At 60.3% G+C, this 16,296-nt stretch carries 14 protein-coding genes; 1 reads left to right on the plus strand and 13 read right to left on the minus strand.

Annotated features, from left to right (window positions below; all coding sequences use genetic code 11):
* Nucleotides 1-11: 11 nt before the first annotated feature.
* From AC07V4_RS04345 to hutC, 10 genes are all read right to left on the minus strand, one after another.
* The gene (locus tag AC07V4_RS04345; protein ID WP_431751954.1) at nt 12-1,421 is read right to left on the minus strand and encodes an amino acid permease; all 1,410 of its coding nucleotides are present in this window, start codon (nt 1,419-1,421) and stop codon (nt 12-14) included.
* A gap of 181 nt (nt 1,422-1,602) precedes the next feature.
* Nucleotides 1,603-3,141, minus strand: coding sequence for a histidine ammonia-lyase (gene hutH / locus AC07V4_RS04350; RefSeq protein WP_431751955.1), 1,539 nt, complete (start codon nt 3,139-3,141; stop codon nt 1,603-1,605).
* A gap of 32 nt (nt 3,142-3,173) precedes the next feature.
* Nucleotides 3,174-4,697, minus strand: a complete 1,524-nt coding sequence (locus tag AC07V4_RS04355) for an HAL/PAL/TAL family ammonia-lyase (protein WP_492637617.1) — start codon at nt 4,695-4,697, stop codon at nt 3,174-3,176.
* A 143-nt stretch (nt 4,698-4,840) separates the two neighbouring features.
* Nucleotides 4,841-5,665: a quaternary amine ABC transporter ATP-binding protein gene (locus tag AC07V4_RS04360; protein ID WP_431749503.1), complete on the minus strand. Its 825-nt coding sequence runs from the start codon at nt 5,663-5,665 to the stop codon at nt 4,841-4,843.
* Entirely contained in the window at nt 5,662-6,513 is an 852-nt protein-coding gene (locus AC07V4_RS04365) for an ABC transporter permease (protein ID WP_431749504.1), read from the minus strand. Before AC07V4_RS04365 ends, AC07V4_RS04360 begins: the two co-directional genes overlap by 4 nt.
* A 72-nt stretch (nt 6,514-6,585) precedes the next feature.
* On the minus strand, nt 6,586-7,551 hold the full coding sequence (locus tag AC07V4_RS04370) for an ABC transporter substrate-binding protein (RefSeq protein WP_492637618.1): 966 nt from the start codon (nt 7,549-7,551) through the stop codon (nt 6,586-6,588).
* 69 nt (nt 7,552-7,620) lie between these two features.
* Entirely contained in the window at nt 7,621-9,069 is a 1,449-nt protein-coding gene (locus AC07V4_RS04375; RefSeq protein WP_431749506.1) for a purine-cytosine permease family protein, read from the minus strand.
* Between the two features lie 149 nt (nt 9,070-9,218).
* The gene (gene hutU, locus AC07V4_RS04380; RefSeq protein WP_492637619.1) at nt 9,219-10,889 is read right to left on the minus strand and encodes a urocanate hydratase; all 1,671 of its coding nucleotides are present in this window, start codon (nt 10,887-10,889) and stop codon (nt 9,219-9,221) included.
* A 404-nt stretch (nt 10,890-11,293) separates the two neighbouring features.
* Entirely contained in the window at nt 11,294-11,854 is a 561-nt protein-coding gene (locus AC07V4_RS04385) for a HutD/Ves family protein (RefSeq protein ID WP_492637620.1), read from the minus strand.
* The gene (hutC, locus tag AC07V4_RS04390; RefSeq protein WP_492637770.1) at nt 11,851-12,561 is read right to left on the minus strand and encodes a histidine utilization transcriptional repressor HutC; all 711 of its coding nucleotides are present in this window, start codon (nt 12,559-12,561) and stop codon (nt 11,851-11,853) included. Before hutC ends, AC07V4_RS04385 begins: the two co-directional genes overlap by 4 nt.
* A 147-nt stretch (nt 12,562-12,708) precedes the next feature.
* On the opposite strand from hutC, the gene AC07V4_RS04395 reads away from it, so the two are divergent.
* Entirely contained in the window at nt 12,709-14,073 is a 1,365-nt protein-coding gene (locus tag AC07V4_RS04395) for a formimidoylglutamate deiminase (protein ID WP_492637621.1), read from the plus strand.
* Nucleotides 14,074-14,201: 128 nt separating this feature from the next.
* Here AC07V4_RS04395 and AC07V4_RS04400 read toward each other — a convergent pair whose 3' ends face one another.
* The 3 genes from AC07V4_RS04400 to AC07V4_RS04410 form a co-directional block, all read right to left on the minus strand.
* Complete coding sequence (locus AC07V4_RS04400) at nt 14,202-14,771, minus strand: lipocalin family protein (RefSeq protein WP_492637622.1); 570 nt, start codon at nt 14,769-14,771, stop codon at nt 14,202-14,204.
* A 30-nt stretch (nt 14,772-14,801) separates the two neighbouring features.
* Nucleotides 14,802-15,056, minus strand: coding sequence for a hypothetical protein (locus tag AC07V4_RS04405; RefSeq protein WP_060754591.1), 255 nt, complete (start codon nt 15,054-15,056; stop codon nt 14,802-14,804).
* Between the two features lie 144 nt (nt 15,057-15,200).
* Nucleotides 15,201-16,211, minus strand: a complete 1,011-nt coding sequence (locus AC07V4_RS04410) for a class 1 fructose-bisphosphatase (RefSeq protein ID WP_003187818.1) — start codon at nt 16,209-16,211, stop codon at nt 15,201-15,203.
* Nucleotides 16,212-16,296 lie beyond the last annotated feature (85 nt).

Below are 16,296 nucleotides of genomic sequence, written 5' to 3' on the forward strand. Positions count from 1 at the left end.
GCCTCCCTAAGTTAACGATGAGACAAAACCGGGTCGTAATGGACCTTGGCCGCTTGCCCGGCAGCGGGCTTGACCCACAGCAGATAGGCAACCACCAGCAGCACGATCCACACGGCACCGACCAGCAAAGCCGCCTGGGTGTCCGGGAAGTAACCCAGCACGCCAAACACAAACAGCATGAAGACGATGGCCGCTGCTGGCGCATAAGGCCAGAACGGCACCGGGAATTTCAGCTCGGCCACCTGCTCTTTAGTCATCGAGCGACGCATGGCGACCTGGGTGAACAGGATCATCAGCCACACCCACACGGTGGCGAAGGTGGCAATCGAGGCGATCAGCAGGAACACGTTTTCCGGGATCAGGTAATTGAGCACCACGCCGCCGAGCAACGCCGCGCCCATCACCACCACGGTCATCCACGGCACACCTTGCCTGGATAACTGAGCGAAACCCTTGGGCGCCTGCCCTTGCTGCGCCAGGCCGTACATCATGCGGCCAGCGCCGAAGATGTCACTGTTGATGGCCGACACCGCCGCCGAGATCACCACGATGTTGAGGATGGTCGCCGCCGAGCCAATCCCCAGGTTGCTAAAGATCTGCACGAACGGGCTGCCCTGGCTGCCGATTTGCGGCCACGGGTAGATCGCCATCAGCACAAACAAGGTCAGTACGTAGAACAACAGGATGCGCAACGGCACGGCGTTGATCGCCTTGGGGATCACACGTTGCGGGTCTTTGGCTTCACCGGCGGTGATGCCGATGATTTCGATGCCGCCGAAGGCAAACATCACCACCGCGAACGAGGCGATCAGGCCGCCCACACCGTTAGGCATGAAGCCGCCGTGGGCCCACAGGTTGCTCAGGCCTGCGGCCTGGGTCTCGCCCGCCGAGTGAATGCCGAACAACATGATTCCGAAGCCGCCGAGGATCATCGCGACAATCGCGCCGACCTTCAGCAGCGACAACCAGAACTCCATCTCACCAAACACTTTGACGTTGCAAAGATTCAGGCCGCCGATCAAAAACACGATGCCGAGTACCCAGACCCAGCGCGCGACTTCGGGAAACCAGAAGCCCATGTAGATGCCGAAGGCAGTGACGTCGGCCAGGCAGACGATGATCATTTCAAAGGCGTAGGTCCAACCGAGGATGAACCCGGCCATGGGGCCCAGGTAGGTACTGGCGTACTGGCCGAAAGAGCCTGCCACCGGGTTATGCACGGCCATTTCGCCGAGAGCGCGCATCACCATGAACACGGCGGCGCCGCCAATCAGGTAGGCCAGCAGCACAGCCGGGCCGGCCATCTGGATGGCGGACGCAGAGCCGTAGAACAGCCCGGTGCCGATGGCGGAACCGAGTGCCATGAAGCGAATATGTCGGGCTGAGAGCCCGCGTTTCAAACCTTTTTCTTGCTGGTGCATTTCTCTTCCCTAATTATTCTTATCCCGAGAGAACTTGAATCCGCTGAAGATCAAATGTGGGAGCTGTCGAGCCCCAGCGAGGCTGCGAAAGCGGTGGATCAGACAACGAAGATGTCGCCTGTGCCGACGTCTTCGCAGCCTCGCTGGGGCTCGACAGCTCCCACATTGAGCAGCGGTGAGCTTAGAGGCTCGGCAACAGCTTGGCCGGCACCAGCTCATTCAGGCAGCGACTGGCGAGCAGTTCGCTGGCCGCGTTGATGTCCGGAGCAAAGAAGCGGTCCTTGTCGTAGAAGCCTACTTTGGCGCGCAGGAGGCCACGGGCTTTTTCCAACTTCGCAGAGGTTTTCAGGCCATCGCGCAAATCCAGGCCCTGGCATGCAGCCAGCCATTCCACCGCCAGGATGCCACGGGTGTTTTCAGCCATTTCCCACAAACGTTTGCCGGCAGCCGGCGCCATCGACACATGGTCTTCCTGGTTGGCCGAAGTCGGCAGGCTGTCCACGCTATGAGGATGGGCCAGCGCCTTGTTCTCGCTGGCGAGCGCGGCAGCGGTCACCTGGGCGATCATGAAGCCGGAGTTTACCCCGCCATTGCCCACCAGGAACGGCGGCAGTTGCGACATGTGCTTGTCCATCATCAACGAGATACGACGCTCGCTCAGGGAGCCGATTTCAGCGATGGCCAATGCCATGTTATCCGCAGCCATGGCCACCGGTTCGGCGTGGAAGTTACCGCCAGAGATCACGTCGCCTTCAGCGGCAAATACCAGCGGGTTATCCGACACGGCATTGGCCTCCACCACCAACACTTCAGCGGCCTGGCGGAACTGGGTCAGGCAGGCGCCCATGACTTGCGGCTGGCAGCGCAGGGAGTACGGGTCTTGCACCTTGTCGCAGTTCTGGTGCGACTTGGACACTTCACTGCTGTCGCCCAGCAGGTCGCGATAGGCCGCAGCGGAATCGATCTGCCCACGCTGACCACGAGCCGCGTGAATACGCGCATCGAACGGCGAGCGCGAACCCAGTACCGCTTCAACCGTCAGGCCGCCGCAGGCCAGGGCGCCGGCAAACAGGTCTTCGCCTTCGAACAGGCCACGCAGCGCATAGGCGGTAGACACTTGGGTGCCGTTGAGCAACGCCAGGCCTTCCTTGGCGGCGAGGGTCAGCGGCGTCAGGCCGGCGACTTTCAGCGCTTCGGTGGCTTCCAGCCATTCGCCTTTATAGCGCGCCTTGCCTTCACCCAACAGGACCAGGGACATGTGGGCCAATGGCGCCAAGTCGCCAGACGCACCCACCGAGCCTTTGAGCGGAATATGCGGGTACACCTCGGCGTTGATCAGTGCGATCAGCGCGTCGATCACCTGGCGGCGAATCCCGGAGAACCCACGGCTCAGGCTGTTGACCTTGAGCACCATGACCAACCGCACCAGCGCATCGCTGATCGGCTCACCGACGCCGGCAGCGTGGGACAGCACCAGGGAGCGCTGCAGGTTTTCCAGGTCTTCACTGGCAATGCGGGTCGAAGCCAGCAAGCCGAAACCGGTGTTGATGCCGTAGGCGGTGCGGTTCTCGGCGAGAATCTGCTCCACGCAGGCGACGCTGGCGTTGATCTGCGCCGTGGCGCTGTCATCCAGGCTGAGGGTTACCGGCTGCTGGTAGATGGCCCGCAGTTGGGCGAGGCTCAGTTGGCCTGGAATCAGATTTAGCGCAGTCACATTCATACTCCTTGTGAATTATTTTCTTGAATAAGTGTTCAGTGCAAATTCGGTAATACGCGGTGCAGCAAAGCGGTGTCCTTGAGCAGCGCGGCGGTGGTCGCAATGTCCGGCGCCAGCCAGCGGTCCTGCTCGTACGGCGGGATCTGTTCGCGCAGCAAGCGCCAAGCGCTGTCGGTGCCCACGCCGAAACGCTGGTCCTTCAAGAACTCAAAAGCCTGGGCGGCCAACAGGTACTCGATGGCCAGGATCTGGGTGACGTTGGCCAGCAGTTGATGCAGCTTGAGCGCGGCGTTGGTGCCCATGCTCAGATGGTCTTCCTGCAAGCCCGAGGTGACGAAGTTGTCGAGCACCGCCGGTTGTGCCAACTGACGGTTCTGCCCGCACAGGGAGGCGGCGACGTACTGCACGATCATCATCCCGGAGTTGACGCCAGGGTTACTCACCAGGAATGCCGGCAAACCGCTGACGTGAGGGTTGATCAGGCGATCCAGACGGCGCTCGGCCACCGAGCCGATTTCGGCCATGGCGATGGCAAGCATGTCCGCCGCCAGTGCAACGGACTGCCCGTGAGGATTGGCCTGTGATACCACGCGGTAGTTGTCCGGCGTGCCGAGCACCAGCGGGTTGTCGGTGGCGCTGTTGAGTTCGGTCTCGATCTGGCGGGTGGCGTGTTCCACTTGATCACGCGCCGCGCCGTGGATCTGCGGGATCGAACGGATGCTCAACGCGTCCTGGGTGCGGATGCCTTTGCTGCTGGCGATCACTTCGCTGCCATCGAGCAAGGCGCGCAGGTTGATACCGACCTGCTGCATCCCCGGGTGCGGCTTGAGGGCGATGATTTGCTCATCGAACGCATCGATCTGACCGCGCTGGGCCTCGAAACTCATGGCGCCGATCACGTCGGCCCATTGCAGCAGATGATGCACATCGGCCAGGGCCAGGCAGCTCAGGCCGGTCATGCACGGCGTACCGTTGACCAGGCACAAACCGTCCTTGGCACCGAGCACCACCGGCTGCAAGCCTTCCGCACTCAATGCCTGTTGCGCCGGAACGATCTGGCCGCGATAGCTCACATCGCCAACGCCGAGCAAGGCCACGCCGATGTGCGCCATATGAGTCAGGTAACCCACCGAACCCTGGGACGGCACTTGCGGTGTGATGCCGTGGTTGAGCAACGCCAGCAGCGAATGCACCACCTGCGGGTGCAGGCCGGATTTGCCGTGGCTGTAGTTGATGATGGCCGCGCAAATGATCGCTCGGGTCTGCTCGTCACTCAGTACCGGGCCGACGCCGCAGGCGTGGCTCAGCAGGGTGTTACGCGACAGCTGACTGAGTTGCTCGCCCTTGAGCGACACGTTGCATAACGCACCCAGCCCGGTGTTCACACCGTAAGCACGTTCGCCGCTGGTGACGATGCGCTGCACGATGGCCTGGGCATTGTCGATCCGCGCCCAGGCGTGGCCCGAGAGTTCGAGTACGGCGCCGTGGCGGGCGACGGCGACTACGTCCTGCCAGCGCATAGGCGTGTCGGCGATGATGATTTTTGTTGCCTGGGACATCTTCATACCTTCTTCAATTCTGTTGCAGCTTCACTGGCCCTATCGGGGGCAAGCCCCCTCCCACACTTGAAGGTGTTCACAATTCAAAATGTGGGAGGGGGCTTGCCCCCGATGAGGCCAGCAGCCTCACTAACAAATCCAGATCAGACCACCGCCGCCCGCCGCTGAACAAACCGGTCCACATAGTCATCCGCCGGCGAATGCAGGATCTCGCGAGGCGTGCCGACCTGGATCAGTTGGCCGTCCTTGAGGATCGCAATGCGATTGCCGATGCGCACGGCCTCGTCGAGGTCGTGGGTGATGAACACGATGGTCTTGTGCAGGGTCTTTTGCAGCTCCAGCAACTGGTCCTGCATCTCGGCGCGGATCAGCGGGTCGAGGGCGCTGAAGGCCTCGTCCATCAGGATGATGTCGGTGTCGGCTGCCAGGGCGCGGGCTAGGCCAACACGCTGGCGCATGCCGCCAGAAAGCTGGTGCGGGTATTTGTTTTCGTAGCCCTTCAGGCCCACGGTTTCGATCCAGTGCAGCGCGCGCTCGGCACAGACCTGCTTGGTTTCGCCGCGCACTTTCAGGCCGTAGGCGACGTTGTCGAGCACGCTTTTGTGGGGCAACAGGCCGAAGCTCTGGAACACCATGCTGATCTTGTGCCGACGAAATTGTCGCAGGGCTTCCATGTCCAGTTGCAGGATGTCTTCGCCGTCCACCAGGATCGCGCCGCTGGTGGGGTCGATCAAGCGGTTGAAGTGGCGCACCAGCGTGGACTTGCCGGAGCCGGACAGGCCCATGATCACGAAGATCTCACCGGTGCCGATACTCAGGGACAGGTCGTTCACGCCGACCACGCAACCGGTCTCGGCCAGCACCTGGTCCTTGGTCTTGCCCTGGCCGATCAGCGACAGCGCATCCTTGGAGCGGGCGCCAAAAATCTTGAAGACGTTTTTTACTTCGATTTTGCTGACAGTAGTCATTTGCTCGCCTCATGCCGTGGACGACCATAGGCCTGGGTAATGCGGTCGATGACCACTGCGAGAATCACGATCGCCAGCCCGGCTTCGAGGCCACGGCCGACGTTGAGGGTCTGGATGCCGACGAGGACGTCTTCACCCAAGCCACGTGCACCGATCATCGAGGCGATCACCACCATGGACAACGCCATCATGGTGGTCTGGTTGATACCGGCCATGATGCTTGGCAGGGCCAATGGCAGTTGCACACCGAACAGTTGCTGCCAGCGGTTGGCACCAAAGGCATTGATGGCTTCCATGACTTCGCCGTCAACTTGGCGAATACCCAGGTCCGTCAGACGAATCAGCGGTGGCGCGGCGTAGATCACCGTGGCGAAAATCGCCGGGACTTTACCTAGGCCGAACAGCATCAGCACCGGAATCAGGTACACGAAGCTGGGCATGGTCTGCATGATGTCCAGCAACGGCATCAACACCGAACGCAGGCGATTGCTGCGCGCCGACAGAATGCCCAACGGGATGCCGATCAACACCGAGATCACCGTGGCAACCATCATCAGTGCCAGGGTTTGCATCAGCTTGTCCCACAGGCCAACCGCGCCCACCAGAAACAGCAAACCGACGATCACCGCCGTGGTGATCACCTTGCGGGTGGCGTGCCAGGCGACGCCGCCGACGATGGCCAGCATCAGCCACCAAGGCGCTGCGCGCAGCAAGCCTTCCAGGTTGACGATGGCCCATAGCAGGGTGTCGGAGATGTGCCGAAACACATCGCCATAGTTGGTGACCAGTGAGTCCACCCAACCGTTGACCCAGTCGGCGATGGAAAACGTAAAACTCTCAGGAAACATATCGTGCTCTCGATCCAGTGGGTTGTGGCCAGGCGCCCGGCTAGCCCTTCATGGGAGCCGGGCACGCTTGACCTACAAGGCCGCTTCGATTTTCTTGGCTGCGTCGTCGCTCACCCATGCGTGCCAGACTTCAGGATGTTCCTTGAGGAAAATTTTCGCCAGTTTTGGCGACTCAATTCGTTCCTTGGCCATGCGTCCCAGGTTCTGGTTCAGCAGGTCGATAGGCAGGTTGACCTTCTCCAGTACGGCCACCAGCTCCGGCGCCTGTTCGTGGAAGGTCTTGGACAGGCCGACCTTGATACTCACGCTCTTATCCACACCGGGCTTCTCTTCCAGCTTGACCAGGTCGACCTGGCCCATCAGCGGCGTCGGCGACCAGTAGTAGAACAGGATTGGCTCGCCACGCTTGTAGCTCGACAGCACGGCCGCATCCAGCGCCGGACCGGTGCCTGGTCGGAAGTTGGTGTAGGTATTTTCCAGGCCGTAGCTTTTCAGCATTTCGCTGTTGTCCAGCTCGCAGGTCCAACCGGCCGGGCAGTTATAGAAACGGCCCTTGGACGGTTCTTCCTGGTCCTTGAATACCGAGGCGTACTTGGCCAGGTCGGCAATGCTTTTCAGGTCCGGTGCCTTGGCTTCCAGCTTGCGCTTGGCATCGCCTTCGATCACGTAGCGCGGCACGTACCAGCCTTCGATAGCGCCGACAACAGGAGCACCGACACCGACGACTTTGCCGGCCTTCTCGGCCTTGTTCCAGACCTCACTGCGGCCCACCCATTCTTCGGCGAAGATCTGGATGTCGTTGCTGCTCAGGGCGTTTTCCATGGTGATGGAGTTGCCCGGCAGGCTGTCGGTTTTGCAGTCGTAGCCTTTTTCCAGCACGGTTTGCAGGATGTCGGTGAGCAACATGCCGCTTTCCCAGTTCAGGCCTGCGAATTTCACCGGTTTGCCAGATTCGCACCAGCCGGCCGCTTGGGCACCGGCACTCGCCAATACGCCCGCAGAGAACACAGTGGCCAACAGGGTCTTATGCATTTTCATTGTTGTGACGCTCCCAATCTTGAAATGGATTACGGCAGTCAGTAGGCATCCTGCCCTGTCCACGTCCCATCAGGCCTGTGCAGCCAGCCCGTTTGTCGTCGTTGGTGCAGCGCCCTGCTCTACCGGCAGGATCAGGTGTTCAGGAATTGCGCTGTGCCACTTTTTCGCGGCCCAGTAATACAGTGCGGCAGGCACCACCAAACCGATGATCCAGGAGATATCGGTGTCACCAAGGCTGGCGACCAGGGGGCCGGTGTAGAAATGCGTGGAGATGAACGGCATCTGGATCAGCACACCGAACACATAGATGCCGATACCCATCCAGTTCCAGCGACCGTACCGGCCGTTGGGATTGGACAGTGCCGGGATGTCGTAGCGCTCCTTGGTGATGCAGTAGAAGTCCACCAGGTTGATCGCGCTCCACGGCGTGAAGAACGCCAGCAGGAACAGAATGAACGCGGAAAAATCCTTGAGGAACGAGTCCTTGCCCAGCAGCGCCAGTGCGGCGGCAATCGACACCATCAGGAAGATGTACAGCAGGCGCACCGCACTGGAAATGTGCCGGCTGCCACGAAAGCCACTGATGATCGTCGCGATGGACATGAAGCTGCCGTAGGCGTTGAGCGTAGTCACCGTGACTTTGCCAAAAGCGATGCTGAAATACAGCAGCGCCGCGACAATCCCGGTACCGCCCAGGCCGACGATAAACGACACTTCATGGTGGGCGAATTGCGCACCGGCCAGGGCCGCCGCAAACACACCGAACACCATCGACGCCTGCGCACCGATCACCGACCCCAGGCCCACGGCCCAGAAGGTTTTCGAGGCGGATGTGCTACGCGGCAAGTAACGCGAGTAGTCCGCCACATACGGACCGAACGCAATCTGCCACGACGCCGACAGCGAAATCGCCAGCAGAAAACTGCTGAGGGAAAAATGCTTGTTGCCCAGCAACGCACCGACGTCGTTACCGGCCAGCAATTTGTAGAACAGGTAGATGAAAGCCACCACGCCGAGCACGCTGGCGACGCGGCCGATACCGTGGATGACGCGGTAGCCGAAGATGGTAAACACCATGATCAGCCCGGCGAACAACACGATGCCGACCCAGTCTTCCACATGCAGCAGTTGCGCCACCGCCTGCCCCGCCAGCAGCGAGCCGCTGGCCGAGAAACCGATGTACATCAGGCACACCAACACCAGCGGGATCACCGCCCCGTACACGCCAAACTGCACACGGCTGGAGATCATCTGCGGCAAGCCCAGTTGCGGGCCTTGCGCCGCATGCAACGCCATCACGCCACCGCCCAGCAGTTGGCCAATCAACAGACCGATCAACGACCAGAACACATCACCCCCCAACACCACGGCCAAGGCCCCGGTGACAATCGCGGTGATCTGCAGGTTGGCACCCAGCCACAGGGTGAACTGGCTCAATAGACGACCGTGTCTTTCCGCTTCCGGGATGTAGTCGATCGAACGCCTTTCGATCAACGGAGTGGTGTCATTTGCAGCCATGGGTGTTCAACCTCTGATGGATTGTTATGGTTACCAATTGCTCCTTTGTGGGAGCTGGCTTGCCTGCGATACAGACGACTCGGTCTTTCAGGTAGACCGCCGTGATGCCATCGCAGGCAAGCCAGCTCCCACAGGAACCGAGCCAGTCGTTACTTGATCATCGGCAGGTTCAGGCCCTGCTCTTTGGCGCAATCGATCGCGATCTGGTAGCCGGCGTCCGCATGACGCATTACACCGGTAGCCGGGTCGTTGTGCAGCACACGAGCGATGCGCTCAGCGGCTTCGTCGGTACCGTCGCAGACGATCACCATGCCGGAGTGCTGGGAGAAGCCCATGCCGACGCCGCCTCCGTGATGCAGCGACACCCAGGTCGCGCCGCTGGCGGTGTTGAGCAAGGCGTTGAGCAGTGGCCAGTCGGACACAGCGTCGGAACCGTCCTGCATGGATTCGGTTTCGCGGTTCGGGCTGGAGACCGAGCCGGAGTCCAAGTGGTCACGACCGATCACGACCGGTGCCGACAGCTCGCCGCTGCGTACCATTTCGTTGAACGCCAGGCCCAGCTTGGCGCGCTGGCCCAGACCTACCCAGCAGATACGTGCCGGCAGGCCCTGGAAGCTGATGCGCTCGCGGGCCATGTCCAGCCAGTTGTGCAGGTGGGCGTCGTCCGGGATCAACTCTTTGACCTTGGCGTCGGTCTTGTAGATGTCTTGCGGGTCGCCGGACAGCGCCGCCCAACGGAACGGACCGATGCCACGACAGAACAATGGCCGGATGTAGGCGGGTACGAAACCCGGGAAGTCGAATGCGTTTTCCACGCCTTCTTCCTGGGCCATCTGGCGGATGTTGTTGCCGTAGTCAAAAGTCGGAATGCCTTGCTTCTGGAATTCCAGCATGGCTTTGACGTGCACGGCCATCGACTGCTTGGCGGCCTTGATCACAGCAGCCGGTTCGGTCTTGGCACGGGCGCGGTATTCGTCCCAGGTCCAGCCGGCCGGCAGATAGCCGTTGAGTGGGTCATGGGCGCTGGTCTGGTCGGTGACCATGTCCGGGCGCACGCCACGCTTGACCAGTTCCGGCAGGATTTCCGCCGCGTTGCCCAGCAGGGCGATGGAGATGGCCTTGCCTTCCTTGGTGTACTTGGCGATGCGCGCCAGGGCGTCGTCGAGGTCGGTGGCTTGCTCGTCGACGTAGCGGCTGTTCAGGCGGAAGTCGATGCTGACCTGCTGGCATTCAATGTTCAGCGAGCAGGCGCCGGCCAATGTGGCAGCCAATGGCTGGGCGCCGCCCATGCCACCGAGGCCGGCAGTGAGTACCCAACGGCCGGTCAGGTCGCTGTTGTAGTGCTGACGACCGGCTTCGACGAAGGTTTCGTAGGTGCCTTGGACGATGCCTTGGCTACCGATGTAGATCCAGCTGCCGGCGGTCATCTGGCCGTACATGGCCAGGCCCTTGGCATCCAGTTCGTTGAAATGCTCCCAACTGGCCCAGTGCGGTACCAGGTTGGAGTTGGCGATCAGCACGCGCGGGGCGTTGCTGTGGGTCTTGAACACGCCGACCGGCTTGCCGGATTGCACCAGCAGGGTTTCGTCGTCATTCAGGTTGGTGAGGCTCTCGACGATCTGGTCGTAGCACTCCCAATTACGCGCTGCACGGCCGATACCGCCGTACACCACCAACTCTTTCGGGTTCTCGGCCACTTGCGGGTCGAGGTTGTTCATCAGCATGCGCAGCGGCGCTTCAGTCAGCCAGCTTTTGGCGGTGAGCTTGGTACCGTGGGCGGCACGGATTTCGACGTCACGGTATTTTGTAGGCTTGGTCACTGCTAGGACTCCTCGGCGATCGATGCGCGAACATGGATGGTGCGAAGGAGAGTCTTACGCACACATCTTTACTTGTACATACAAGCATATGCAATCGAGCGGCCAACTTGCCGAAGGCGTCATTGATATTTTTTGGGATTTTGTCTGCGAGCCTTGGAAATCCGGGCTTAGAGACTTGATGAAATTTCTTACGGAAGAGTTTTAGAGCGAGGAGGATTTGTCACGACGCCGTGGTTTTGCGCCACGCTGGGGCATTCGGTAACAAACTGGTGCAGGTACTGGAAACAGATTGTGTGAACACCACAAAACAAATGTGGGAGCTGGCTTGCCTGCGAAAGCGTCGTGTCAGTCAGTACATCTGACACTGATACACCGCTATCGCAGGCAAGCCAGCTCCCACAGTTTTAACCGCGTGCGGTCAGTTCGATCAGGCAGCAGCGGCCACTGACAGAGATATCCAGCAGGCCGGTATTACCGTCCACTTGCAGGCAATCGTGATGGCCCAGCTTTTGATCCAGCACCTTCACTTCATCGGCGACGCTGAATATCAATACGGTGTGTGCGGTACTGAAGAACTGTTGCACACCGTCCACCCATTGCAACCGCGCGTGGTAACGCTCAGGCGAATAAATCAGGTTGAAATCGCGGATCGGCCCACTGATCAAGCGACATGACACCTCGCTCTCCCCCTTGAACGCGAACGGCTGCAACGGCAACAACCCACGCTGTTCCTCGCCATCCACCGTCAACACCATCCCCGCGCCTTTGATCACGGTGATCACACGCTGATAGCCGGCGAAGGTAGAGAAGCCGCCCGACTCGCCGATATCGGCAATCGACAGGCGCCAGCCAAAACCATCCAGGCCAGTGCCTGCATCGCGGGTGATTTCTTCGGTGCTGCCGCCGCCATTTTTCCACGGCATGCGCACGTAATCGGTGGCGCGCCAGACTTTCACTGCACTCATTTACTGAAACGTCCTTCCAGGCTGTGACGGGAACCGGGGTGGATCAAACGCGCGGCGGTCACCGGCTGGCGACCGGACCAGGTACGCCGGCGAATCAACAGGCACGGCTCGCTCGGCTCGATCTGCAATAACTTGCATTCCTCGGCGTCGGCAAGGATCGCCTCGACCACGTGCTCGCCTTCAGTGAGCGGCGCGACCTGATTGAGGTAGGCGTAAGGCGTTTGCTGGGTAAAATCCTGTTGCAGGTATTCCGGCGCGACCAGGGCGTTGACGAAGCGGTCTTCGATTTGCACGGGAATGTCGTTTTCGAAGTGCACAATCAGCGAGTGAAATACCCGCCCGCCTTCGCGCATCTCCAGGGCGACGGCGCGCTCGGAACCGGCGGCCTCTTCGCCCAGGTGGATGACCTGGCAAGTGTGCCGATGGCCGCGGGAAGCGATCTCATCGGCAATGTTGTGCACTTCAAACAGCGCCGACTGGCTCTTGGGCTCGGCGACGAAAGTGCCAACACCTTGCATGCGCACCAGCAACCCTTCAGCGGTGAGCTCACGCAGGGCACGGTTGATGGTCATGCGACTGAAGCCCAGCTCGCTGACCAGCTCGCTCTCCGACGGCACGCGGTAATGGGGCGGCCAGTTGCCGTTGAGGATTTGCTGGCTGATCATCTGTTTGACGCGGGCATACAAGGGCGCCGGACTTTCGTCCATGTGGGCAGCCAGCGAAGAGTTGGCGGGCGGAGTCGGCACAGGGAATCCTTGCAGGGGGAAAAGATGCATAGATTGCCGGAGTTTACCGAGCAGGCAAACGTCTGTATATGTATATACAAATAAACACACGACCGGGGTGCCTTGATCATGTCCGCTTTCTTTGCCGAACGCGCACTGCTGCCTAATGGATGGGCCAACGATGTACGTCTTGAAGTCAGCGCCGAAGGGCTGCTGACAAAGGTTGAGGCCAATGCCAGTGCAGACGGCGCCGAACGGCTCAGCGGCCCGGTGTTGGCGGGTATGCCGAACCTGCACTCCCACGCGTTCCAGCGCGCCATGGCCGGTTTGGCGGAAGTGGCGGGCAACCCGAATGACAGTTTCTGGACCTGGCGCGACTTGATGTACCGCATGGTTGGCAAGATCAACCCGGACCAACTCCACGTCATCGCGCGCCAGCTGTATATCGAAATGCTCAAGGCCGGTTACACGTCAGTGGCCGAGTTTCATTACGTACACCATGACGCCAGCGGCCAGCCGTACGCTGATCGTACCGAACTGTCGCGACAGATCAGTCAGGCGGCAGCCAGCAGCGGCATCGGCCTGACGTTGCTACCCGTGCTGTACACCCATGCAGGCTTTGGTGGCCAGGCGCCGAATGACGGCCAGCGCCGATTTATCAACAGCACCGAAAACTACCTCGACCTGCAAGCGCGGCTCAAACCGATCCTTGCCGAACAGCCGGCGCAGGCTCTTGGCCTGTGTTTCCACTCCCTGCGTGCCGTCACACCACAGCAAATCAGTGAAGTGCTGGCCGCCAGCGACAAGGCGTGCCCGGTGCATATCCACATCGCCGAGCAGCAAAAGGAAGTCGATGATTGCTTGGCCTGGAGCGGAAAACGTCCGCTGCAGTGGCTGTATGACAATGTCGAAGTGGATGAGCGCTGGTGCCTGGTGCACGCCACCCACGCCAATCCCGAAGAAGTCACGCGCATGGCCAAGAGTCGCGCGATTGCCGGTTTGTGCCTGACCACCGAAGCCAACCTGGGCGACGGGATTTTCCCCGCCGTGGAGTTCCTGGCTCAAGGTGGACGCATGGGTATCGGCTCCGACAGCCACGTGTCACTGAGCGTGGTGGAAGAATTGCGCTGGCTGGAATACGGCCAGCGCCTGCGTGATCAGCGGCGTAATCGTTTGTATCGCAGTGATCAGCCGATGGTCGGCCGCACGCTGTTCGATGCCGCGCTGGACGGTGGTGCCCAAGCGCTGGGCCAACCGATCGGCCGGTTGGAAGTGGGCAAGCGCGCGGATTGGCTGGTGCTGGATGGCAACGATCCGTACCTGGCCACGGCGACCGAGGACGGGATTCTCAATCGCTGGTTGTTTGCTGGTGGGGATCGGCAGGTGCGGGATGTGTTGGTCAACGGCAAGTGGGTAGTGCGCGAGGGGCGCCATGCTGGCGAGGAAGAAAGCAGCCAGGCGTTCACGAAAGTCCTGAGGGATTTACTCGGCTAATAGGCGACACATAACAAATGTGGGAGCTGGCTTGCCTGCGATGGCATCAACTCGGTGTACCTGATGTACCGAGGTGACTGCATCGCAGGCAAGCCAGCTCCCACATTTTGATTGGCGGCGATCCAGAATTACTGTGAGGTCTTGGCCATCTGCTGATCCGACGTACGCCAGATCAACCGAGTGGTGTCATACCCTTGCTGTCGCGCCCTGCTCAGCAGGTCTTCGCGGGTATCGGCATTCACTGTCGGCGTGCGCGACAAGATCCACATATAGCGCCGGCTCGGGCTGCCAACAATGGCGGTCTTGTAGTCATCGCTGACGTAAAGCACCCAGTAGTCGCCCTTGGCGACGCCCGGCAACAGCGATGTGAACCAGTTATTGAATTCCACCCAAAGCTTGTCGGTCTTGCCCGGAACCTGCGGCGTGGCGGTGCCCTTGGCCTCTTCCCACTTCCATTCAGTCGTCAGACAGCGATTGAACACCGACATGTCGCCATCCGGCAGCAAGGTGTAGCGGGCTTCGGACTGCGCGCAGTTGCGCTGGAAGTACATCGGCAATCGGGCCAACTCATACCATGTGCCCTGGTAACGCTTGAGGTTGACGTTACTCGCGGTCTTGGGTTGCAGATCATCGCCAGAATGGCTGGCGCAGCCCGCCAAAAACAGGCTGGCACAAAGGTATATAACAAAACGCATCATTCTTTTTCTCCCGCAGGCTCGCGCCCCGGTTTACTTCAGGCCTTGCCCGGAAAACATCAGAACTTTGTCACCGGCGTACTGCACGCTGATAAAGCTGTTTTTATCGCCCCATGTGCAGCTGGACATACCCAGCGCACCAGAACAATCGGTCGGCTTGCCCAGCAACGACTCAACCTCAGCCTTGGCCATGCCGGCCGACAGTTTCGCGTAGTTTTCTTGGGTGACCTTGCTGCAAGCGGCTAACAGCACGCAAAAAGCCAGCAAGGCGAGACGGCGTAAAGACATGGAAAAGCTCCTGGAGAGACAAAGCAGCTGGGGTATCTGCCAGAAGCTTAGAAGGGAAAAGAGGTGTCTGGTTCCCGACAAGCAAAAACAAAAAAGCCCCGAAAACGCTGAAACGTTTCGGGGCTTCTTCAATGGCTGCGTAGCTTATTTCTTGTGATACGCGGTCACGCGCTCAACTTCTTCCTTCGAGCCCAGGAACACCGCCACACGCTGGTGCAAACCTTCCGGCTGGATATCGAGGATACGCTGATGGCCGTCGGTGGACGCGCCGCCCGCCTGTTCAACCAGGAAGGACATCGGGTTGGCCTCGTACATCAAGCGCAGCTTGCCCGGCTTGGACGGCTCGCGGCTGTCACGTGGGTACATGAACAGGCCACCACGGGTCAGGATACGGTGCACGTCAGCCACCATCGCGGCAACCCAGCGCATGTTGAAGTTCTTCTTCAACGGGCCTTCTTCGCCTTCCATCAACTCGTTCACATAGCGTTTCACGGGTTCTTCCCAGTGACGCTGGTTGGACATGTTGATCGCAAATTCCTGGGTGGAAGCAGGAATGCTGATGTCTTCATGAGTCAGCACGAAGCTGCCCATTTCGCGGTCCAGGGTGAAGCCTTTGACGCCGTCGCCCAAGGTCAGCACCAGCATGGTCTGTGGGCCGTAGATCGCGTAGCCGGCAGCGACCTGCTCGGTGCCTGGTTGCAGGAAGGCCTTTTCGTTCAGGGCTTCGTTTTGGCTCAGGTATTCGTTCGGGCAGCGCAATACCGAGAAGATGGTGCCGACCGGTGCGTTGATGTCGATGTTGGACGAGCCGTCCAGTGGGTCGAACACCAGCAGGTAGGCGCCTTTCGGGTATTTGCCCGGGATCTGGTAGGCGTTGTCCATTTCTTCGGACGCCATGCCGGCCAGGTGACCGCCCCATTCGTTGGCTTCGAGCAGGATCTCGTTGGAGAGTACGTCGAGTTTCTTCTGTACTTCGCCTTGGACGTTCTCAGTGCCCATGCTGCCCAGGACACCACCCAGTGCGCCCTTGGAGACGGCGTGGCTGATTTCCTTGCAAGCACGCGCCACCACTTCGATAAGGAAGCGCAGATCGGCAGGCGTGTTGTTGCTGCGGGTCTGCTCAATCAAATAGCGACTCAAGGTAACGCGGGACATGGAAGGCTCCGAAGAATGGGGGGCTTAAAAACCCGCGCAGTTTAACGCGAGTCGAGGCTTATTTCCTCTAATCAGAGGATTTAAC

It is taken from the genome of Pseudomonas sp. GW821-FHT03A09, assembly GCF_059421065.1.